We start from the raw sequence: 19,419 nt of genomic DNA on the forward strand, positions 1-19,419 counted from the left end.
ATTTATTTTGACCAGCCTTCTTTAGGAAATTTCATTCCAGCTACTCTTGTTGTCATATCTTCCAAATCTGCAAATTTCTCAACTGTTTTCCAATCCTCTTCTATTACCTTAGCTATCTTTTCAGGAACATCTTCTTTCCATGACGATTCTTTTCCAAGTGCTGCATCATACAATTTCTCTTTAACTGATGCTGCAGAAAGTGATTTTCTTTCACCTATCTTTGGTTTTAATCTGTAAATCTTTAGCATGTATCCTTCAGCTTTGTCTCCTGTGTATGAGAAAAAATCCCCCTCAACTCCACGTAAAATCTGTTTTCTTAATTTCCATGATTTTGGTGAGAGTAATGGTGGCATGTATTTCTTAAATGGTGCAAAAAATGCATAATCATCAGTAATTTGAATAGAATCTCCAAATATTGATTCTAACATTTTCTTTCTAGTTTTAAAATTAAATGGAAAACTCTTACTGTTGATCTCTCTTTCATCATATTTGAAAACAACAGGCATTACTTTTACAACATCTGCATCTTTCTTTAATTCCTCAATGATTTCTACATGAGCTTTTGTCACTGGATTTAGATGTGCAAGATATAGTGCAGTAATCAATTAGATTCACTAACCAAATCTCATATTTCAATGATTGATTTTTTTAAAAATTCTATCCGTATGATTCGTATTTGACTTCAAAACTTCCATCTTCACGTTTATCGTGTTCAGTAACAAATCCTTTTGGATTCAAGAAGTCCATTACTCCATCAATTGTACCTTGCCAACCACAAACATAGAATATTGTATTTTCTTTAGTAATTTTATCTCCGATTAGTTCTTCTAATGGGGACATTCCATTATCTCTTGGTCTTAGAAATGTTTCAACTCTGCCAATTTGACCTGCCCATGATCTGTTAAACCATTCCTGAGGCCTACTGATTGCTGCTCTGTATTTGAAATTCCATTCATCTTTTCCTCTTCTAATGCTCTCATTCTCTAATTCAGTTAACAGATCTTTGTAACTTAATTCATCTACATAACTAGCACCATGTAATACAACAATTTCTCGTTTATCTCCTGAATCATGTAGATGCTGTGCAAAACTAACAAAAGGTGCAAGACCTGTTCCTCCACCAATACAGACGATTCTCCTGTTATCTTTTTCTCCATTTGGAAGCTCCTCATTGATTAACAATGCTCTTCCAGTTGGTTTGAGCCAGAGAATTTCATCTCCTTCTTTTGCGTTAAACAATTGTGTAGTTAATCGTCCTGGAAGTGGTTTTCTTACCCATCTAATTACAAGCTCAATGTACTCTCTATTTTCTGGATGTGATGCAATTGAATATGCCCTTCTAACAATTTTCCCTCCCTCAACAGGATTTGGTAATCCTAATGTGATAAATTGACCAGCTTTGTATTCTGGAACTGGACCTTCTTTTGGAACTAATCTAATAATTACAAGATCTTCTTTTAATAACTGAACATATGTGATAGTTGCTTTATTATCTACTACCATAACGATTCAATCAGAATATTGACGGTTAAATATATTGTGTTAATTTCATACATCAATTTTCTGTTTGACCGCTAAACGTTAATAACCAATTTGAAAAATGTAATTGATTCAGAATTCTGAATATGGGCCGGTCGTCTAGTCTGGTAGGATAGGTGCATGGCATGCATCGGATCAAGGGTTCAAATCCCTTCCGGTCCACTATTTCTTTTTTAATTTAGAAAGCATTTTTAATAATTCAGAGTCTGCATCTTTGGAAATTTCTTTAATTTTTTCTTCTGAAATTGGAAATTTTAGATTAATTATTGCCTGTAATGCACTTTTTCTTACTTCTACATTTGTATCTAAAACTGAATCTAGAAAAATTTTTTCTTCTTCTTTAGCTTTTAGATGACTTAATGCACCAATTGCACATGATCTTACCATGGAACGTTCATCTTTTGCAAGTTTTGCTATTTTGGGAATTGCAGATGTTTCATTTCTATTTGCTAATGCTAGTGCTGCAAAACCTCTTACATTTTTGCTAGTTGAATTCAAATTTTGAATTAAAACATTTGAAATTTTATTTTTATTTAGTACAAGTGAACTAAATGCTTCTCCTCTTACTTTGATATCATCATCATCTAATTTTGAAATAATTTTTTCTAAAATTTCGGGACTGCCTGTGTTGTCTAGAGTTTCTAAAATTTTGATTTTCTCTTCACTACTTCCTGACTCTAAAACTTTTACAATATTTTTCAATTTCTAAATAAAATCTTGATTTCTAGTTAATATTAGTTCAAATCTTTCAAAAAAATTTGCTCATACTAGAAAAAACACTTTTAGCTTTAAATTATCCTTAAATACCAAATTTTCCATGTCGACCGAAGCAAGAGACACCATATTCATTGGTAAGAAACCATTGATGGCATATGTTACATCAACGCTAATTCAATTGGCAAACTTACCATCCGTCAACATCAAAGCTAGAGGACTCAGCATTGGACGTGCTGTAGATGTAGCTCAAATCATTGCACGAAAAACAGAAAATGCAGGATACTCTATCGGAGAAATCAAAATAGGCTCAGAATCTTTAGAGTCACAAGACGGTAGAACAAGAAACGTTTCAACAATAGAAATTGAAGTAAAGAGAAATCAGGCATAACTGACTTTACTTGTAATTTTTTATTTTATTCTCTTTTTGAAAAACCGTACTTCTTTTCCATCTTTCTAAACTTTGAAAGTTCTACTAGATCATTGAACTGATCAAAATTAACTACTTTGTTTTTGTATTTGGAAGTTGTTCCTGTCTTTTTCAATTCTTGAAGTATGTTCATTGTAGCAAAAGTATTTGCAAACAATACTGATAATGGATACAAAATTATTTTGAATCCCATCTTATGTAATTCTTTAGCTGAGCTAATTGGAGTTGCTCCTCCTTCAATCATGTTTGCAACAAGTGGTGCTTTTATTGACTTTCCGATCTTTTTCATCTCTTCAATTGATCTTGGTGCTTCTACAAATACTGCATCTGCTCCTGTTTTTTTATTTTGTAATCCCCTTTCTATTGCAACATCTAATCCTTCTGTTGCTCTTGCATCTGTTCTTGCAACAATTATGAAATCTTTACTTTCTCTTGCATCAATTGCTGCACCAAGTTTTTCTGTATACTCTTCTTGTGTGACAACTTCTTTTCCTTGCATATGTCCACATCTCTTTGGCCATCTTTGATCTTCTAGAAAAATTCCTGATGCTCCTGCAGATTCTAATTCTTTTACAAGCTTCCAAACACTTAGTGCATTACCATAACCTGTATCTGAATCAACAATTACTGGGACTTTAACTGCTCTACAAATTCTTCTTGCATTATCAACTGTTTCAGTTGCCCCTATGAATCCATAATCTGGCATTCCAAAAAGAGTGGCTGATGTACCATATCCCGTTTGAAACATTGCGTCAAATCCTACTTTTTCTGCAATCTTTGCACCAATTGCATCATAAACTCCGGGAATAACTAATGGCTTGTTTGATTTTAACATACTACGCAAATTTTTCATGAAATTACTCTTTTTATGAATTATTTATGATTTTAAGTAATTACTTTATTTCCTTTATTCTGCTCTAGAATAATGCTTTTCGATATATTTTCTAATTTTAGCGATTTTTTCTAATCTATGAGTTTTTTTGAAATAACTAATCGCTATATTATAAATTTAAAATTCATGTATTTTTTGATTAATCTATCTTGATTTCTTTACCATTGCTTTCAACATTTTTTGCATCTATCTTTTTTAGTTCTTCTTGAAGAAATTTCCTATACTTTTCAGTTTCCTCACTAGTCATATTTGCAACATTTGAACTCAAAATTGATCCCATCAAAGAAATTTTTTCAAGCAAATCCATTGCTACAAATCTTCCAACATTACCTAATCTAAAAAGAACATCTAATTGCTTTTTTACAATATCATTGACCTTGTCTACATCTTGTGCAGTTTCTGCACCTTTCTCTGTTAATTGATATTTTCCATCTTTAGTTTCTTGGATTAACCCTTCATCCAACAATCTTCCTAACAAAGGATAGATCAGACCTGGTGACGGTTTCCAAATTCCATTACTTTGTTCAACTGCATAATCGATAATCTCTTTTCCAGTTCGTTCTTTTTTCTTCAATAATTCTAAGATGAAATATCTTGAAAATCCTCTAGGAACTGAGCTTCCTACTCTCTGAAACCACTCAGAAATCATCACTAGTGATATCGCTAGTGATATATTTGAATATTTTGGATCATGCCTACAATTACTACATATTTATCCCGCCCTAAGCAAGTTTGTCTTAAAATGGTCGATTCAATTGAATTTGATTTGATAATTTGTGGTTCTGGATTAGCTGGCCTTAGAGCCGCAATTGCAGCTGCAAAAAAAGGACCTAATCTGAAAATCGGCATTGTTTCAAAATTACAGGTAATGCGTTCTCATTCTGTTTCAGCAGAAGGTGGAACTGCTGCAGTGATTCAAGAAGATGCAGGAGATACAATTGAATCTCATGTTTATGACACTGTAAAAGGTAGTGACTTTCTTGCAGATCAAGATGTTGCAGAAAGACTATGTGTTGAAATGCCACAAGAGATTCATCAGTTAGACCATTGGGGTATGCCCTGGTCTAGAAAAGAAGATGGAAGAATTGATCAAAGAAACTTTGGTGGTTATAGTTTTCCTAGAGCAACTTATGCATCTGATAAAGTTGGTTTCTTTGAAATGCAAACATTGTATGATACATGTCAAAAACATGAAAATATTGAATATCTTAACGAATGGTTTGCAACATCTATTGTTCATGATGGAAAAAAATTCATGGGTCTTACTGCAATTGAATTAGGTTCTGGAACATTTTACACAATTAAAGGAAAAGCTCTCATCATTGCAACTGGTGGTGCTGGAAGACTGTATAGTTTTTCAACTTATGCATTATCTTCAACTCCTGATGGTTTGGATATGGGATTGCGTGCAGGTATGGCACTCAAAGATATGGAATTTGTACAATTCCATCCTACTGGTATTTTACCATCTGGTATTTTGATTACTGAAGGTGCAAGAGGAGAAGGCGGTTATCTTCTAAACAACAAAGGTGAAAGATTCATGAAAACTTATGCATCTGGAAAAATGGAGTTAGCACCACGTGATATTGTTTCTCGTTCTATTATGACAGAAATTCAAGAAGGTCGTGGTTTCAAACATGAAACAGGAGTTGATTGTATGAAACTTGATTTGAGACATATTGGTGATGAAAAGATTAAAGAAAAGTTAGGTGGAATTCGAGAAATTTCTATCAAATTTTCAGGAATTGATCCTGCTGAAGAATTACTTGACATTAGACCTGTTTGCCATTACATGATGGGTGGACTTCATACTGATATTGATGGAGCAACAGAAATCCAAGGTGTTTGGGCTGCAGGTGAGGCTGCATGTAACAGCGTCCATGGCTCAAATCGATTGGGCGCAAACTCTACCTCTGAATGTATTGTTTGGGGAAAAATTACAGGTGAATTGGCAGCAGAATATGCAATGAATAACACTACTGCAGATCAATGGCCACATCATTTGGTTGCAGCAGAAGAGAAGAGAATCTATGATGGAATCTTTAGAGGAAATGGTGATGCCAATCCATATGAAATTAGACAAGAATTAACTGATACTATGAATGAGAAAGCATACGTTTACAGAAACGAAACTGATCTTGTTGCAGGTCTTAAGAGAATTCGGGAACTAAAAGCACAAACTTGGAAACATGTTGATGATAAAGCAAAAGAGTACAATACCAACTTTTCAAACGTTATGGAACTTGATTCTATGTTCCGAGTAGCTGAAATTGTATTGATTGGTGCAATTAATAGAAAAGAATCTCGTGGTGCTCATGCAAGAACTGATTATACTAAAAGAGATGATACAAACTTTTTGCATCACACACTTGCATACTATGATCCAAATGAACCAATTATGAAGACACATCCAGTAACAATCACTAAGTATCAGCCTGTGGAGAGAAAATACTAGATGACTCAAGACGAACACAAAGAAGGTTTCAAAGGAATGGCTAATCCTAGTCGTTATGGGATTGAAAGAGTAGCTTATTGGTTAATGAGATTAAGTGGTTTGGGATTATTAGCATATTTTATCGGTCACATTTATGAAACTAGTAATATTTTACGAGGACGTGTAGGATGGAATGAGTTTTTAGAATTAACTCAAACTACTGAAGGACATATTGTTTTAGCAATTGTAATTGCAATGTGTGTATTTCATACTGTTAATGGAATTAGAGTAATGTTGGGACATGGTGGTATTGGTGTTGGAAAACCTGCAAGACCTGATTATCCATATGATCCAGCATCTCAAAATTACAGACACAAGATAGGAATCTATTCTGCAATAATTCTTGCTGCAATTGCTATGATGTACGGATTAGCCGTAATGTTTGGTGAGTGAAATGAGAGAAAGTACAATTATGAAAATCCACTATGGAACTGCTTTGGCAGCAGTTGCCTTGGTTGCTGTTCACATATTGATGCGTATGACTATGAATTTTGCTGACTCTTTAGAATATGAGACTGTTCTTGCAAATTACAAGTTCATTCCTTATGCAATAATGTTAGAATTGATCTTGGTATTGCTTTCAATTCATGGATTTAATGGATTACGTGTAATCTTGTTGGAACTCAAACAAGGACGTACATATGAAAAAGCAGTTTCTTATGGTTGCCTTGCGGCAATGTTTGCACTAATTGCATATGGTTCACGAACAATTATTATGACTAACATGGGGATGGTATAGAGATGGCACAAGTTTCTAGTATTGCAGATGACCAATCTTCTAAATCAATCACGCTTAGAATTGCAAGATATAACCCACAAAAAGATAATGAAAGACAATTCATGGAATTTACCGTTCCTTATGAAAAATGGACTACTGTACTTGAAGCAATACTTGATGTAAAGAAACACTTTGATCATTCAGTTGCTGTACGTTATTCTTGCAGACAAGCAACATGTGGTTCATGTGGAATGATAATTAATGGAAAACCAAGACTTGCCTGTTTTACAAAAATTAGTGAACTTGATTCTAATGTTATAACCGTAGAACCAATGAACAACTTCCCAATCATTCGTGATTTGGCTGTAAAGTTTGAAAGATTGTTTGACACTCATCATAAAATCAAACCTTATCTAGATAGAGATGATACTGAATTAGAATCTGATGCAAAAGAATTCTTGCAATCTCCAGAAGAATTAGAACAATACATACAATTTGCAAATTGTATCAAATGTGGATTATGTAATTCAGCATGTCCTACTATGGCTACTGATTCTTCATTTGTTGGACCACAAGCTCTTGCTCAAGCGTATCGTTATGTTGCAGATAGTAGAGATAAAGGAAAAGATTCTAGATTAAAAATTATTGATGACTCTCACGGTATTTGGAGATGTCATTTTGCTGGCTCTTGTAGCCAAGTATGTCCAAAAGGTGTTGATCCTGCAATGGGAATCCAACTTCTTCGAGGATATATGCTTGGTTTTAAAAGTTAACCAAGTTTTTTTGGATTTGGGCTATTGTTAACTTGATTGTTAATCTGTTCTGCCATAAAGTGATTTGAGACATTTACTTTAACGTCTTCAACTCCATCCACTTTCAAAAGATTGTCATGTATGTCTTGACAAATTTTAAAACCAAATACTGCTGGACAGAATGGACTTGTTAAATGCAAATCAACTTTGACATTACTATCGTTGATATCAACTTCATCAATTAATTCTAATTCTACAATTGATGTGTTGATTTCTGGATCTACAATCTTTGATAGCTCATCGAAGAGTTTTACCCGAAGTTGTTTGATATCTTGACTCATGTGGGCAAAAGCGTCGATGCTATATATAACCATTCTAGAACCTTAGGTAATGTATCGTTCACGTCTTGGAAATGATTTGAGTGATATTACTTTAGATTATGTATCATCAATTGATGATGACTCTGCAATTGCTTTTTATGATATTCTTGGAAGTCAAGCTCATGTTTTGATGTTATATCAACAAAATATCATAACAAAAAATGATGCAAAAAAAATTCTTTCATCTCTGGAGAGCTTGAAAGACGAAACATTTGATTCATCATCTGGCGCCGAAGATATTCATGAGTTAATCGAGGGACTAGTGATCAAAAGAGCTGGAATGGCAAGTGGAGGTAAAATGCATACTGCACGTTCAAGAAATGATCAAGTTGTTTTAGATATACGAATGAAGATTAGAGATGACATTAACATTATCTGCAATTGTCTCTTAGATACTATTGAAGCGCTAGTTTCTGTGGCTAAAAATCACCAAAAAACGATTATGCCACTTTATACTCATCTCCAACAAGCTCAAGCTGGTTTATTCTCTCACTATCTTCTTGCACATGCAGATGTTTTAGCAAGAGATTTCCAAAGACTCTATGGAACTTTTGAAAGAATAAACCAAAGTCCATTAGGTGCAGGACCTGTTGGTGGAACAAGCATTCCAATTGATAGACATAGTACTGCAAAAATGCTTGGATTTGAGGATGTAGTTGAAAATTCCATTGATGCGACTAGTACACGTGATTTTGTAGCAGAGTATGTGTCGATGGTTGCAATCTTAATGACTAATCTAAGTAAAATTGCTGAAGACTTTGTAATTTGGTCTACATCTGAATTTTCTTTCATTGAATTATCTGATGAATTCACATCTCCTTCAAGCGTAATGCCTCAAAAGAAAAATCCTGATATTTTAGAATTGACTCGTGGAAAAACAGCTGAGGTAATCGGAAATCTTACTGCAATTTTATCTACAATTAAAGGACTGGCATCTGGTTATGGACGTGATTTACAACAGATAAAATCTTCAATTTGGTCAACATCAAAAATTTCAATCAATGCTCTCATAATTATGAAATCAATGCTTCTTACTTTGAAAGTAAATGAAAAACAAATGAAAAAAGTAACAGAATCTAGTAATCTAATTGCTTTGGATATTGCAGAAAAATTAGTTCAAGAAGGAATTCCATTTCGCGTAACTCATAAAATTGCTGGTTCTTTAGTTCAATTGGCACATTTTTCAAAGAAACCCATTTCAAAATTAACTCCATCTGATATCAAAAAATCGGTGGCTGATACAAAAGTTGATCCAAAATTAGTCTCAAAAATCATTTCTTCCACAACTGTTGTGTCCTCTTTGAAAGAGAGAAAATCTTTTGGTTCTTCAGGATATGACGAACAAAAACGAATGATTTCAGATAGACTCAAGAAAATTAATGATTTCAGAACTGATATTACTTTTAGAGAAAACAAAATAGCTTCTTCTCTTGAAGATTTCAAAAAACAAATTGATGAAATAATTTAATGAAAAAAGAAAAGTAGCGGGTCTAAAGGGATTCGGACCCTTGACAACCGGATTAAAAGTCCGGTGCGCTACCTGGCTGCGCCATAGACCCTCACAAAAAATGCTTTACGTGTATAATTTAGTCTTTTACAAAATTTATTGTTGTGACAGAAACTTTTAATCTGGCAATTTGATTCATTGAACTTGTGCCCTTGTAGTATAGCCCGGTCTAGAATTCGGCCCTGTCACGGCTGAGACGCGTGTTCAAATCCCGCCGAGGGCGCCATTATTTTCATTTATTCATTTGAATATCATTTTAAAACCGATCAAAATTGTTTTTTCGTAATTTATCGTTCTAAAACTAATAATTTACAGTCTTTGTCACAAGAATATTAAAATTCAGGCAAATTTGTGATAATTTTGTTGTCTGAAGAGAAAAAAGAATCTGAAGTAGAAGCAAAACCTACTGAAGATACTCCATCAGAGAAACCATCTGCTGAAGACACTGCAAAAGCAGAAGCTGCAAAAGCAGTTGAAGAGGCAAAACAAGCATCTGATGCAATCGCAAAAGCTGAAGCTGCAGCAAAAGCCGCAGAAGAAGCTGAAAATGCTGTAAAAGAAGCTATTGCAAAAGCAGCAGCTGCAAAAGCTGAAGCTGAAGCTGCAGCTGAAGAAGAATACAAAGCAATTGCAGCTGAAGTAAAAGCAGATGCGGCAAAAGCGCCCGATTATACCTTCAAACGACAAGGAGAGGAAATTTTTAGACGAGAAATGGGAGAACCTGAATTTTGGTTAAACAAAGAGGATCGTTTTTCACGACCAATTCTCACTACCGAACAACAAGAATCACTTACATTAAAAGCAGAAACTCCGCAAGATCAAACACCTGCTTATGTGCCTCAACATGTACTTAGTCCAGAATTTGAAGGAAAATCTAACTATGAACGTGGTGTTGGTGAAATTCTAGAAGTTGCAAAATTAAAACTTGAAACGTTAAAGAGTGATCCTGATGCAACTAAAAAAGAAATCAAAGATTTGGAAGATGAAATTACTTATTTAGAATCATTGCATGAAAATTACTTTATTGGTATGAATGTATTTAGAACAGCTCATGGTGGAAGAGACAAAATAGCAGCTAAATGAGATGAGATGATATGGGTAACGTAAATTTTGATGTAATGAATACACGAGTCACTTTCAAAAACGTTCCTATTCATTCTTTGTCAAAATTTGCATTCAAAGATGTGTCTGCTGCATGTGAAGAATTTAAAAAAATTCCTGGTGTTGATGAATGTATTATTATTCAAACTGCAAGTAGAGTTGAAATTTTCACTGTAAGTAATGTTGAAGATGAAGATTCTCCTGATGCAAGAAGAGTTGAAGGAAAAGGTCTTGTATTAAACCAAGTTAAAGATACATGGGTATCATTATCTTCATTAGAACAAATCGATATTGATCATTTTGATCAAACAATTGAGGTTTACAAAGGCAATGATGTTTATCATAATTTATTGCGCTTAGCTGCAGGAGTTGACTCCTTTGTTGTTGGAAAGAGAGAAGTCTATGATGAAATTGTTCAATCTCTTGAAAAAGCAAAACAAGTAGGAACTTCAGGCAAGATTTTAAACAAATTATTTGATAGTGTCATTCGATTAGCCACAAAAATGAGAGATGCTACTGGAATTGAAAAGGATGTTGTTTCTCTTGGTGATATTGCAGTAAAACTAGTCGATGAAAAAGCTGGTTTAGATGCTAAAAAGAAGGTATTGTTATTGGGAACTGGTGAATCGGCAGCACAAATTGCAAAAACTCTCAATAAGAAAAAAGTTTCCTATGATGTTGCAAGTAGAACTCTTGAAAGAGCTACTGGTTTTTCAACAATAGTGGGTGGAACTCCTGTAAACTTTGAAGATGCATTGGCGGGTTTAGACAAGTATGATATTGTATTTGTTGCAACTACTGCAGACTATTTCATTATCACTCATGAAATAATTCGGTTAGTTATGGAAGAAAAGAAGAAAGGTACTCTTATCATGGATATTTCAGAACCAAGAGCTGTAAATGAAGATATCACATCTCTTCCAGGAATCAAATTATTGTTTAGAGATCAAATTGCAGAAATTTATGACGAAAGTGTAAAAGCTAGAAAAGGTATTGTTCCTGCAGTTGAAAAAATTATCGAAAAAGAATTACCTGTATTATCAATTAAAATGCAAAAATTAGAAAATTAATTTTCTTAAAGACCTTGTTTTCTTAATAGAAATTGCATTATGGCTTCTTTAGAGTAGTCAATTCCATGTTCTTCTTCTGTGTGATTTCTAAAGTTTTCAATAACTTCTTCCATATCACCACTCGCTACAAAATCACATTCAAAACCGTAATCTCTACACTTTAACTCTGCCATGCTTTTGGACAATGCTATCGATATAAAAATCCACAGGTAGTCATAACAGAAAAATGGTTGTTCCTAAAAATAAAAATTAATTTCTTTTTATTTATCCATATGATTCAAACTTTATTCCAAAACTACCATCAGGTTTCTTTTCATGTTCTGTAACAAAGCCTTGTGGACCTAAGGAATCAATTACACCATCAATTGTTCCTTGATAACCACAAATGTAGATAATTGTATTTTCTGGTGTGATCTTTTCTCCCACCATCTCTTCTACAGGTGATAATCCGGTCTTTTTATCTGGTGCAAAAAATGATTCAACTCTGCCTGTATGTCCATTCCAAGATCTATTGAAGAATTCTTTCGGTCTACTGATTGCTGCTCTGTATCTGAAATTCCATTGGTCTCTTCCTCTTCTTTCACTTTCCAACTCTAAATCTGTAAAGAGACGTTTGTAACTTAATTCATCTACATAACTGGCACCATGCAAAACAATAACTTCTCTTTTATCATTAGTATCGTGAAAATGTTTTGCAAATGCAACAAAGGGTGCAATACCTGTTCCACCACCCACACAAATTATTCTTCTTTTATCTTCTTGTCCGTTTGGAAGTATGTCACTAATTTGTAACGCAGTTCCAGTAGGATCACCTAACCAAACTTCATCACCAACACTTGCATAGAACAATTCTGTAGTCACTCTACCTGGTAGTGGTTTTCTTACCCATCTAATTACAAATTCAAAATATTCTCTATTTTCTGGGTGTGATGCAATCGAATATGCTCTTCTTACAATCTTTTTTTCTGATGGTATTGGAACGCCTATTGTCAAAAATTGACCTGTTTTGTATTCTGGCATTCCTCCTTCTGGAAGTAATCTAATAATTACAAGATCTTCTTTTAATAATTCTCTGTACACAACCTTTGCCTTTGTCTCACTAACCATACAACAAGTTTTTTCGTGACTTTGGATAAATATATTTCTGTTATATCTGATGAAAAAATTAATTTCTTAATGAAAATTTGAAATTTTATTCATTGATCTGTGACATTATTTCATCAAGAATTTTCTGATTTGCAGCTGCAATAAAAGAAACTCTTGTGTCATAGCTTAGATCTGCATCTAGTGGATTCAAATTTGCATCTAACAATAATCCTCCAGCTTCTTTGACAATCAAATATCCTGCTGCAATATCTTGAATCCTAATTTTATCTCGTAAATCAATAAAAATATCCATTAATCCTCTTGCAAACAATGCCATTTCAAGAGCATTAGCACCAAAATGTCTTGTGTGATTGTGGTTTTCAAATATTGGATGTAACTTCTTCATTAATTCTGTTGATGCTCCAGATGTGTTTATTCCCACAATTTTGTAAATTGGATCCTCCTTGTGCACTTTCATTTGCTCTTGATTGAAAAATGAACCTTTGCCTTTTGATGCCCAATACATTTCACCATTGTCAAGATTTGTGATAACTCCATCTGTTATGGAACTAAGTTTGTTTTCTGTTGCAAAGGCTAATGAACTACAAAAGAAAGGTACTCCTCTTACTGCATTTGCAGAACCATCAATTGCGTCCATAATTACAAAACCTTTTGGTTCTTTTGATAATTCTACTCTTCCACATTCTTCACCTAAAACAACACATGGAAAATTAATTTCTTCTAAATAATCAAGAACTGTTTTTTCAGCAATAATGTCAATGTTTCTTGAAATATCTCCACCTGCCCCTCTTCCAAAATCTCCTGCAGCACGTTCTGTTCCTGCAAGATCTTTTACATTTTCATAAATCTTGTTTGAAACTTCACGAAGAATTTCGATAACTTCCACAAACAATATTTTTCTGCTTCGTAATTTAAGTGAAGAAAATTTTTGTTTTGAAAGCATAAATAACAACACATTGAATTTTGAATGTGAGTGGAAAAGATGAATCAATTTTTAGTAAAAGTGCTTTAATGGGAACAAAACCTGGAAAGCAAATTATCAAACAGGGTTTATTCAAATCCAAAGGATTCAAATTATTTAATCAGTACAAGCAAGAGGCTGAGGATACATTCCCTACATTTGCTCAAAGATTTGCAAAAAATTTGTTTGAGCAAATTAATGCTGATCAATCTCCAAACACCACACAACAACAATTTGCTGAAGAAGTAGGTTCTACTGAAATTATTTTGAATGCATCTGAAATTGAGCCTATAAAATCTAAATTACAAGATTTTGACACCTTACATGATAGGGTACTCAGAATTTTAAATTCTAATTTTGTCAAAATGACATTTCCTGTTTTTAATGGTCTTTTTGATGCATCTACAGATTATTTCAAAGACGATAAAAATACTACAATGAGAGAAGATATTGTTGATGGCCACATTATTGCAATTGATCTTAGCGAACCAATGGATAGAATTGTAGATAAAGATGAAGATTTGGAATACTTGGACGATTACAAATTGATGAATCCATATATTTTAAAACTTGCAAGAGAAAAAATTTCAAAAGGCGGTGAAGATGTACTCAAAGAATTTGAGGAGGGTTTTAAACAAGCAAGAATTGGACAATACCTTGATACAAAATTAAAAGATAAACCTACTGAAATTACTGAAGCAGAATTAATTGAAAGTTACAAAAAATATCGTTCTGTTATGGGAACAGCTGGTAGAAACATGGCACTAAATCGCGCACCTTTAGCTGATATTTTTTACACTGGAATGGCAAAAGCTGCTGAATCTGTAGGATGTGGAAATGAAATTGAAGATAGTATTAGGGATAGAGCTGCAAAAATTCCCTCTTGGCCATTATTTTATTCATTAAAAATGAATGATGCAAAACGTGGATTTGAAGAAACAATGAATCATAGCGAATCTTATTTGAGAGAAGCAAGAGATGCTCTAGAAAAATTACCTGATAATTTTTCACATACCAAATTTTTAGAATTTCTATTTCTTACTGTGGAACATTATAATCAATTCTGGTATAAGAAATTACAAGAGGAAAACATCTGGTCAGATTTGAACAAAAATCTTCCAAGAAAGTGATAAAATTGATGTGGTCTGAAAAATATCGACCTCAGAATATTTCTGATATGGTTGGAAATGAAGATTCTCGTGCTGCAATAATGGAATGGTTTGCAAAATGGAAAAAAGGCACAAAACCTCTACTTTTGGTTGGCCCTCCTGGAATCGGAAAAACTACTATGGCGTTTCTTGTAGCCAAAAAATTTGGTTATGATATGATTGGACTTAATGCAAGTGATGTTAGAAGTAAATCAAGAATTAATGAAATTCTTACTCCTGTATTAGGAAACGTAAGCGTTCTTGGAACTCCAATGATATTTGTTGACGAAGTAGATGGAATTCATGGTCGTGGAGATTATGGTGGTGTTGCAGCACTTGTTGATATTCTAAAAGAACCAACTGTTCCGATTATACTTGCTGCAAATGATGATTCCTCTGATAAAATGAAGAGTATCAAAAAAGTTGTAAAAATCATATCTTTTAAAAAAATCCCTCCACGTCTTCTTCGAGTTTATTTAGAACATATTTTAAAAAAACAAAGCGCAAAACTTAGTCCTGGTTCAATAATCAAAGTAATTGACAAATCTAGAGGTGACATCCGTTCAATGATTAATTTAACACAATCATTGGTTACTGGATTTAACCCACAAACAGAAGTTACATTTGAAAATATTGATGTTGAAGATGGAGTTAATGCATTTTTTAAATCAAAATCTGTTGAAGAAGCTAGAAGTGTTTTGTATTCTATGCAAATTGATCCAAGAGAAAAAATTAATGCATTTTATTCAAGTATTGTCACAAGTAATTTAGATGTTAATTCATTTGCAAAGTATTTAGAAGTAATTTCTGAGGCTGACATGCTTTATGGAAAAATTGTTAGAACACAAAATTGGCGATTATTGAGATATCTTAATGATGTTTTGATTAAACTCTATCAAAATGATGATCGAATTAGATATGCACAATACAATCTTTCATGGCCTTTACTTAATAGAATTCGTTGGGATGGAGCAAAAATAAAATCACTTACATCTGTTATGGCGAAAAAATTACATTTGTCTTCTAGTGCTTTTGTTACATTTGGTTTACCTTTTGTTTTATTTTGTATAAAAAACAAAACATTAGAATTAGAATTAGAAGAAACGTTTGGTGATATTATTGATAAGGAGATTGAATTGATACCATGAGTTGGAGAAAAATCCCGATGAAGTTTCCAGGAACTTGTATTATATGTAATGAAAAAATCGAGATCAATGAAATTGGCCTTTGGGCAAAAGGCCTTGGAGTTAAACATGAAAAATGTGCTGAAATTAATGAATTACAATGTATAGTATGTGGTGGCCCTGCTGGGTGTTCAGAATGTGAGTTTCAGGATATATGTGACATTGCAAATGTATCTCAATTATGTATCTGCAAAAAATGCAGTGACCAAAATGATACTTTTAACTCCTATCAAAAAGCAACTAACAAAAAATTTCCAATTATTAACTCATAATTCTCTAAAATTCTATCTGTTCTACTTGTTATTTTTAAAAAAAATTCAACACAACTTTCTACAAACTAAATTAATATAGGAAACCGTATTGGACTAGATCACTATCATGCATTCGGAAAAACTCGAAGATTTTAGTACCAAACGTAAAACTTCCCAACAAGGTGGGGGTCAAGATCGAATCAAAGCACAGCATGATAAGGGTAAATTAACTGCACGAGAAAGAATCGATCTTTTGTTAGATGAGGGCAGTTTTACCGAAATTGATCCAATGGTAACTCATCATTATCATGAATATGATATGCAGAAAAAGAAATTCTTTACTGATGGTGTAGTTGGTGGTTATGGAACTGTAAATGGCAGACAAATCTTTGTTTTTGCATATGATTTCACTGTACTTGGTGGTACTCTGAGTCAAATGGGAGCTAAAAAAATTACTAAATTAATGGATCATGCAGTTAGAACTGGATGTCCAATTATTGGAATTATGGATTCAGGTGGTGCAAGAATTCAAGAAGGAATTATGAGTCTTGATGGATTTGCAGATATCTTTTATCACAATCAATTAGCTTCTGGTGTAATTCCACAAATTACTGCAAGCATTGGACCATCTGCCGGTGGTTCAGTATATTCTCCAGCAATGACAGACTTTGTCATTATGGTTGAAAAAGCTGGAACCATGTTTGTAACAGGTCCTGATGTTGTCAAGACTGTATTAGGTGAAGAAATTTCATTTGATGATCTTGGCGGTGCAATGACTCATGGTTCAAAAAGTGGAGTCGCTCATTTTGTTGCACAAAATGAATACGAATGCATGGATTACATTAAAAAATTAATTTCATTTCTTCCACAAAATAATTCAGAAGAACCACCAAAAATAAAAACTGATGATGATCCAAACAGGTTAGATCATAATCTCATTAACGTTATTCCAGAAAACCCATTACAACCATATGATATGAAAGATATTATCAATTCTATTGTAGATGACCATGAATTCTTTGAGGTTCATGAATTATTTGCACCAAATGTTGTTGTAGGTTTTGGTAGAATGGATGGGCAAGTAGTTGGAATTATTGCAAATAATCCAATGCATCTTGCAGGTGCACTTGATATTGATTCATCAAATAAAGCAGCACGTTTCATTAGATTCTGTGATGCATTTAACATCTCCATTATCACTTTAGTTGATACCCCAGGCTATATGCCAGGTTCTAACCAAGAACATAACGGTATCATTAGACATGGAAGTAAACTGCTTTATGCATATTGTGAAGCAACTGTTCCAAGAATTACACTTGTAATTGGAAAGGCCTATGGTGGTGCATACATTGCAATGGGAAGCAAAAATCTTCGAACTGACATTAATTATGCATGGCCAACTGCACGTTGTGCTGTATTGGGTGGTGAAGCTGCTGTAAAAATTATGAACAGAAAAGAATTGGCAGAAGCCAAAGATGCTGAAGCACTAAAGAAACAATTAATCGATGAGTTTACAGAAAAATTTGAAAATCCTTATGTTGCTGCATCTCATGGAACTGTTGATAATGTGATTGATCCTGCAGAAACAAGACCTATGTTGATTAAAGCACTTAAAATGCTTGTAAACAAAAGAGAAAAACAACTTCCAAGAAAACATGGAAATATCAATTTGTGATTAAAATGATTGAGAAAGTACTTATCGCAAATAGAGGAGAAATTGCTCTTAGGGTAATTAGAACATGTAATGCACTAGGTATCAAGACTGTTGCAGTATATTCTGATGAAGATTACAATTCTTTACATGTGAAGAAAGCTGATGAGTCTTATCATATTGGAGAAGCAGCTCCTGCAAAATCATATCTTAATCAGGAAAAAATTCTTGAAGTGATGTTGTCTTCAGGTGCAAATGCTGTTCATCCAGGTTATGGTTTCCTTTCTGAAAACGATGATTTTGCAAGACTCTGTGAAAAAAATAAAATTACATTCATTGGCCCATCTGCTGATTCTATGAATCTATGTGGTGATAAGATGGAATGTAAAGCTGCAATGCTAAAAGCCAAAGTTCCAACAGTGCCTGGAAGTCCAGGATTAGTAGCTAACGCAGAAGAAGCAGAAAAAATTGCAAATGAAATTGGGTATCCTGTACTTTTGAAATCTGTATATGGTGGTGGAGGTCGTGGAATTAGATTAGTTACTACTGATAAAGAGTTACGTGAAGGTTTTGAAACAGTAACTTCTGAATCTATTGCAGCAGTTGGAAAATCTGCAATCATTGTTGAAAAATTTCTAGAAAAAACTAGACATATTGAGTATCAAATGTGTAGAGATCAACATGGTAATGCAGTACATCTCTTTGAGAGGGAATGTTCTATTCAAAGAAGGAATCAAAAACTAATTGAACAAACCCCTTCCCCTGTTGTAGATGCAGCAAAAAGAGAAGAAATTGGTGAATTAGTTGTTAAAGCAGCAGAAGCTGTTGATTATACTAATCTTGGTACTGCAGAATTCCTTAGAGCAGACAATGGCGAATTTTATTTTATTGAGATTAATGCAAGACTACAAGTAGAACATCCTATTAGTGAAATGGTTTCAGGATTAGACTTTGTTAAATTACAAATTGATATTGCAAATGGAGAACCACTACCATTCAAACAAAAAGATCTAAAGATGAATGGTTATGCTATTGAATGTAGAATTAATGCTGAAGACACATTTTTGGACTTTGCACCTTCAACTGGACCTGTTCCAGATGTAACAATTCCTGCAGGACCAAATGTTAGATGTGACACTTATCTTTATCCTGGATGCACAGTATCCCCATTTTATGATTCATTAATGGCAAAACTTTGTACTTGGGGACCAACATTTGAAGAGTCAAGAACAAGAATGCTTACTGCATTAAATGACATGTATGTTCAAGGTGTTGAAACATCAATTCCCCTTTACAAGACCATTCTAAACTCTGAAGAATACAAAAAAGGAGAGCTTTCAACTGACTTTTTGAAACGTTATGGTATGATTGATAGATTATCTGAAGACCTTAAGAAAGAAAAGGAAGACAAGAGCGAAGCAGCTCTAGCTGCTGCTATTATTCATTCTGAATACTTTAAGAACAGAGTTCAAAATGACAACACAAGTAGTGCAACTTGGAAAAATAAATTGGATTGATGA

22 protein-coding genes and 3 tRNA genes are annotated in these 19,419 nt (G+C 33.6%); 15 read left to right on the plus strand and 10 right to left on the minus strand.

Annotated features, from left to right (window positions below):
- Positions 1-2 precede the first annotated feature (2 nt).
- Entirely contained in the window at positions 3-605 is a 603-nt protein-coding gene (locus ACX12B_RS01040; RefSeq protein ID WP_459352221.1) for a hypothetical protein, read from the minus strand.
- Positions 606-657: 52 nt separating this feature from the next.
- On the minus strand, positions 658-1,503 hold the full coding sequence (locus tag ACX12B_RS01045) for a ferredoxin--NADP reductase (protein WP_459352222.1): 846 nt from the start codon (positions 1,501-1,503) through the stop codon (positions 658-660).
- 124 nt (positions 1,504-1,627) lie between these two features.
- Between ACX12B_RS01045 and ACX12B_RS01050 the strand changes: the two genes are divergently transcribed.
- Positions 1,628-1,701, plus strand: a tRNA-Ala gene (locus ACX12B_RS01050).
- Here the strand turns inward: ACX12B_RS01050 and ACX12B_RS01055 are convergent.
- The gene (locus tag ACX12B_RS01055; RefSeq protein ID WP_459352223.1) at positions 1,702-2,241 is read right to left on the minus strand and encodes a HEAT repeat domain-containing protein; all 540 of its coding nucleotides are present in this window, start codon (positions 2,239-2,241) and stop codon (positions 1,702-1,704) included.
- 115 nt (positions 2,242-2,356) lie between these two features.
- Here ACX12B_RS01055 and ACX12B_RS01060 point away from each other — a divergent pair, with 115 nt between their 5' ends.
- Entirely contained in the window at positions 2,357-2,644 is a 288-nt protein-coding gene (locus tag ACX12B_RS01060; RefSeq protein ID WP_016939700.1) for an AlbA family DNA/RNA-binding protein, read from the plus strand.
- Positions 2,645-2,669: 25 nt separating this feature from the next.
- Here ACX12B_RS01060 and ACX12B_RS01065 read toward each other — a convergent pair whose 3' ends face one another.
- Entirely contained in the window at positions 2,670-3,518 is an 849-nt protein-coding gene (locus ACX12B_RS01065; RefSeq protein ID WP_459352262.1) for an isocitrate lyase/PEP mutase family protein, read from the minus strand.
- A 196-nt stretch (positions 3,519-3,714) separates the two neighbouring features.
- On the minus strand, positions 3,715-4,224 hold the full coding sequence (locus tag ACX12B_RS01070) for a PadR family transcriptional regulator (protein ID WP_459352224.1): 510 nt from the start codon (positions 4,222-4,224) through the stop codon (positions 3,715-3,717).
- 93 nt (positions 4,225-4,317) lie between these two features.
- Between ACX12B_RS01070 and ACX12B_RS01075 the strand changes: the two genes are divergently transcribed.
- From ACX12B_RS01075 to ACX12B_RS01090, 4 genes are read left to right on the plus strand one after another with little or no spacing between them, the layout of a single operon-like run.
- Positions 4,318-6,030 carry a succinate dehydrogenase/fumarate reductase flavoprotein subunit gene (locus ACX12B_RS01075; protein ID WP_459352225.1) on the plus strand — a complete coding sequence of 571 codons (1,713 nt, stop codon included), beginning with the start codon at positions 4,318-4,320 and terminating at the stop codon, positions 6,028-6,030.
- Positions 6,031-6,462 (plus strand): succinate dehydrogenase/fumarate reductase transmembrane subunit, encoded by a 432-nt coding sequence (locus ACX12B_RS01080; protein WP_459352226.1) that lies wholly within the window; start codon positions 6,031-6,033, stop codon positions 6,460-6,462.
- Position 6,463: 1 nt separating this feature from the next.
- Positions 6,464-6,808: a succinate dehydrogenase/fumarate reductase transmembrane subunit gene (locus ACX12B_RS01085; RefSeq protein ID WP_459352227.1), complete on the plus strand. Its 345-nt coding sequence runs from the start codon at positions 6,464-6,466 to the stop codon at positions 6,806-6,808.
- Positions 6,809-6,810: 2 nt separating this feature from the next.
- Entirely contained in the window at positions 6,811-7,560 is a 750-nt protein-coding gene (locus tag ACX12B_RS01090) for a succinate dehydrogenase/fumarate reductase iron-sulfur subunit (protein ID WP_459352228.1), read from the plus strand.
- Here ACX12B_RS01090 and ACX12B_RS01095 read toward each other — a convergent pair.
- Positions 7,557-7,880, minus strand: a complete 324-nt coding sequence (locus ACX12B_RS01095) for a metal-sulfur cluster assembly factor (protein ID WP_048069465.1) — start codon at positions 7,878-7,880, stop codon at positions 7,557-7,559. The two genes, ACX12B_RS01090 and ACX12B_RS01095, sit on opposite strands and share 4 nt — an antisense overlap.
- A gap of 49 nt (positions 7,881-7,929) precedes the next feature.
- Here ACX12B_RS01095 and argH point away from each other — a divergent pair, with 49 nt between their 5' ends.
- Positions 7,930-9,387 (plus strand): argininosuccinate lyase, encoded by a 1,458-nt coding sequence (gene argH / locus ACX12B_RS01100; protein WP_459352229.1) that lies wholly within the window; start codon positions 7,930-7,932, stop codon positions 9,385-9,387.
- Between the two features lie 17 nt (positions 9,388-9,404).
- Here argH and ACX12B_RS01105 read toward each other — a convergent pair.
- A tRNA-Lys gene (locus tag ACX12B_RS01105) sits at positions 9,405-9,478 on the minus strand.
- Positions 9,479-9,574: 96 nt separating this feature from the next.
- Here ACX12B_RS01105 and ACX12B_RS01110 point away from each other — a divergent pair.
- The 3 genes from ACX12B_RS01110 (at position 9,575) to ACX12B_RS01120 (ending at position 11,597) form a co-directional block, all read left to right on the plus strand.
- Positions 9,575-9,652, plus strand: a tRNA-Asp gene (locus ACX12B_RS01110).
- Positions 9,653-9,789: 137 nt separating this feature from the next.
- Positions 9,790-10,509, plus strand: coding sequence for a hypothetical protein (locus tag ACX12B_RS01115; protein ID WP_459352230.1), 720 nt, complete (start codon positions 9,790-9,792; stop codon positions 10,507-10,509).
- 11 nt (positions 10,510-10,520) lie between these two features.
- Positions 10,521-11,597: a glutamyl-tRNA reductase gene (locus tag ACX12B_RS01120; RefSeq protein ID WP_459352231.1), complete on the plus strand. Its 1,077-nt coding sequence runs from the start codon at positions 10,521-10,523 to the stop codon at positions 11,595-11,597.
- 5 nt (positions 11,598-11,602) lie between these two features.
- Here the strand turns inward: ACX12B_RS01120 and ACX12B_RS01125 are convergent, their stop codons facing one another.
- From ACX12B_RS01125 to ACX12B_RS01135, 3 genes are all read right to left on the minus strand, one after another.
- A complete protein-coding gene (locus ACX12B_RS01125; protein ID WP_141976587.1) occupies positions 11,603-11,770 on the minus strand; it encodes a DUF1059 domain-containing protein in 168 nt (55 codons plus the stop codon).
- 91 nt (positions 11,771-11,861) lie between these two features.
- The gene (locus ACX12B_RS01130; RefSeq protein WP_459352232.1) at positions 11,862-12,704 is read right to left on the minus strand and encodes an FAD-binding oxidoreductase; all 843 of its coding nucleotides are present in this window, start codon (positions 12,702-12,704) and stop codon (positions 11,862-11,864) included.
- An 85-nt stretch (positions 12,705-12,789) separates the two neighbouring features.
- On the minus strand, positions 12,790-13,590 hold the full coding sequence (locus ACX12B_RS01135; RefSeq protein ID WP_459352233.1) for an inositol monophosphatase family protein: 801 nt from the start codon (positions 13,588-13,590) through the stop codon (positions 12,790-12,792).
- A gap of 83 nt (positions 13,591-13,673) precedes the next feature.
- Between ACX12B_RS01135 and ACX12B_RS01140 the strand changes: the two genes are divergently transcribed.
- The 5 genes from ACX12B_RS01140 (at position 13,674) to ACX12B_RS01160 (ending at position 19,416) form a co-directional block, all read left to right on the plus strand.
- The gene (locus ACX12B_RS01140; RefSeq protein WP_459352234.1) at positions 13,674-14,795 is read left to right on the plus strand and encodes a hypothetical protein; all 1,122 of its coding nucleotides are present in this window, start codon (positions 13,674-13,676) and stop codon (positions 14,793-14,795) included.
- 8 nt (positions 14,796-14,803) lie between these two features.
- Positions 14,804-15,961 carry an AAA family ATPase gene (locus tag ACX12B_RS01145; RefSeq protein ID WP_459352235.1) on the plus strand — a complete coding sequence of 386 codons (1,158 nt, stop codon included), beginning with the start codon at positions 14,804-14,806 and terminating at the stop codon, positions 15,959-15,961.
- 17 nt (positions 15,962-15,978) lie between these two features.
- Positions 15,979-16,269 (plus strand): hypothetical protein, encoded by a 291-nt coding sequence (locus tag ACX12B_RS01150; protein WP_459352236.1) that lies wholly within the window; start codon positions 15,979-15,981, stop codon positions 16,267-16,269.
- 106 nt (positions 16,270-16,375) lie between these two features.
- Entirely contained in the window at positions 16,376-17,923 is a 1,548-nt protein-coding gene (locus tag ACX12B_RS01155) for an acyl-CoA carboxylase subunit beta (protein ID WP_459352237.1), read from the plus strand.
- Positions 17,924-17,928: 5 nt separating this feature from the next.
- The gene (locus ACX12B_RS01160; protein WP_459352238.1) at positions 17,929-19,416 is read left to right on the plus strand and encodes an acetyl-CoA carboxylase biotin carboxylase subunit; all 1,488 of its coding nucleotides are present in this window, start codon (positions 17,929-17,931) and stop codon (positions 19,414-19,416) included.
- The last annotated feature ends 3 nt before the right edge of the window (positions 19,417-19,419 follow it).

It is taken from the genome of Nitrosopumilus sp. S6, from assembly GCF_054515815.1.

Bases quoted from the DNA above. Each gene is read 5' to 3' on its own strand.
- ACX12B_RS01045 (WP_459352222.1), bottom strand. From the start codon at position 1,503: ATGGTAGTAGATAATAAAGCAACTATCACATATGTTCAGTTATTAAAA.
- ACX12B_RS01060 (WP_016939700.1), top strand. From the start codon at position 2,357: ATGTCGACCGAAGCAAGAGACACCATATTCATTGGTAAGAAACCATTG.
- ACX12B_RS01065 (WP_459352262.1), bottom strand. From the start codon at position 3,518: ATGTTAAAATCAAACAAGCCATTAGTTATTCCCGGAGTTTATGATGCA.
- ACX12B_RS01070 (WP_459352224.1), bottom strand. From the start codon at position 4,224: ATGATTTCTGAGTGGTTTCAGAGAGTAGGAAGCTCAGTTCCTAGAGGA.
- ACX12B_RS01075 (WP_459352225.1), top strand. From the start codon at position 4,318: ATGGTCGATTCAATTGAATTTGATTTGATAATTTGTGGTTCTGGATTA.
- ACX12B_RS01080 (WP_459352226.1), top strand. From the start codon at position 6,031: ATGACTCAAGACGAACACAAAGAAGGTTTCAAAGGAATGGCTAATCCT.
- ACX12B_RS01085 (WP_459352227.1), top strand. From the start codon at position 6,464: ATGAGAGAAAGTACAATTATGAAAATCCACTATGGAACTGCTTTGGCA.
- ACX12B_RS01090 (WP_459352228.1), top strand. From the start codon at position 6,811: ATGGCACAAGTTTCTAGTATTGCAGATGACCAATCTTCTAAATCAATC.
- ACX12B_RS01095 (WP_048069465.1), bottom strand. From the start codon at position 7,880: ATGAGTCAAGATATCAAACAACTTCGGGTAAAACTCTTCGATGAGCTA.
- argH (WP_459352229.1), top strand. From the start codon at position 7,930: ATGTATCGTTCACGTCTTGGAAATGATTTGAGTGATATTACTTTAGAT.
- ACX12B_RS01120 (WP_459352231.1), top strand. From the start codon at position 10,521: ATGGGTAACGTAAATTTTGATGTAATGAATACACGAGTCACTTTCAAA.
- ACX12B_RS01125 (WP_141976587.1), bottom strand. From the start codon at position 11,770: ATGGCAGAGTTAAAGTGTAGAGATTACGGTTTTGAATGTGATTTTGTA.
- ACX12B_RS01130 (WP_459352232.1), bottom strand. From the start codon at position 12,704: ATGGTTAGTGAGACAAAGGCAAAGGTTGTGTACAGAGAATTATTAAAA.
- ACX12B_RS01145 (WP_459352235.1), top strand. From the start codon at position 14,804: ATGTGGTCTGAAAAATATCGACCTCAGAATATTTCTGATATGGTTGGA.
- ACX12B_RS01150 (WP_459352236.1), top strand. From the start codon at position 15,979: ATGAAGTTTCCAGGAACTTGTATTATATGTAATGAAAAAATCGAGATC.
- ACX12B_RS01155 (WP_459352237.1), top strand. From the start codon at position 16,376: ATGCATTCGGAAAAACTCGAAGATTTTAGTACCAAACGTAAAACTTCC.
- ACX12B_RS01160 (WP_459352238.1), top strand. From the start codon at position 17,929: ATGATTGAGAAAGTACTTATCGCAAATAGAGGAGAAATTGCTCTTAGG.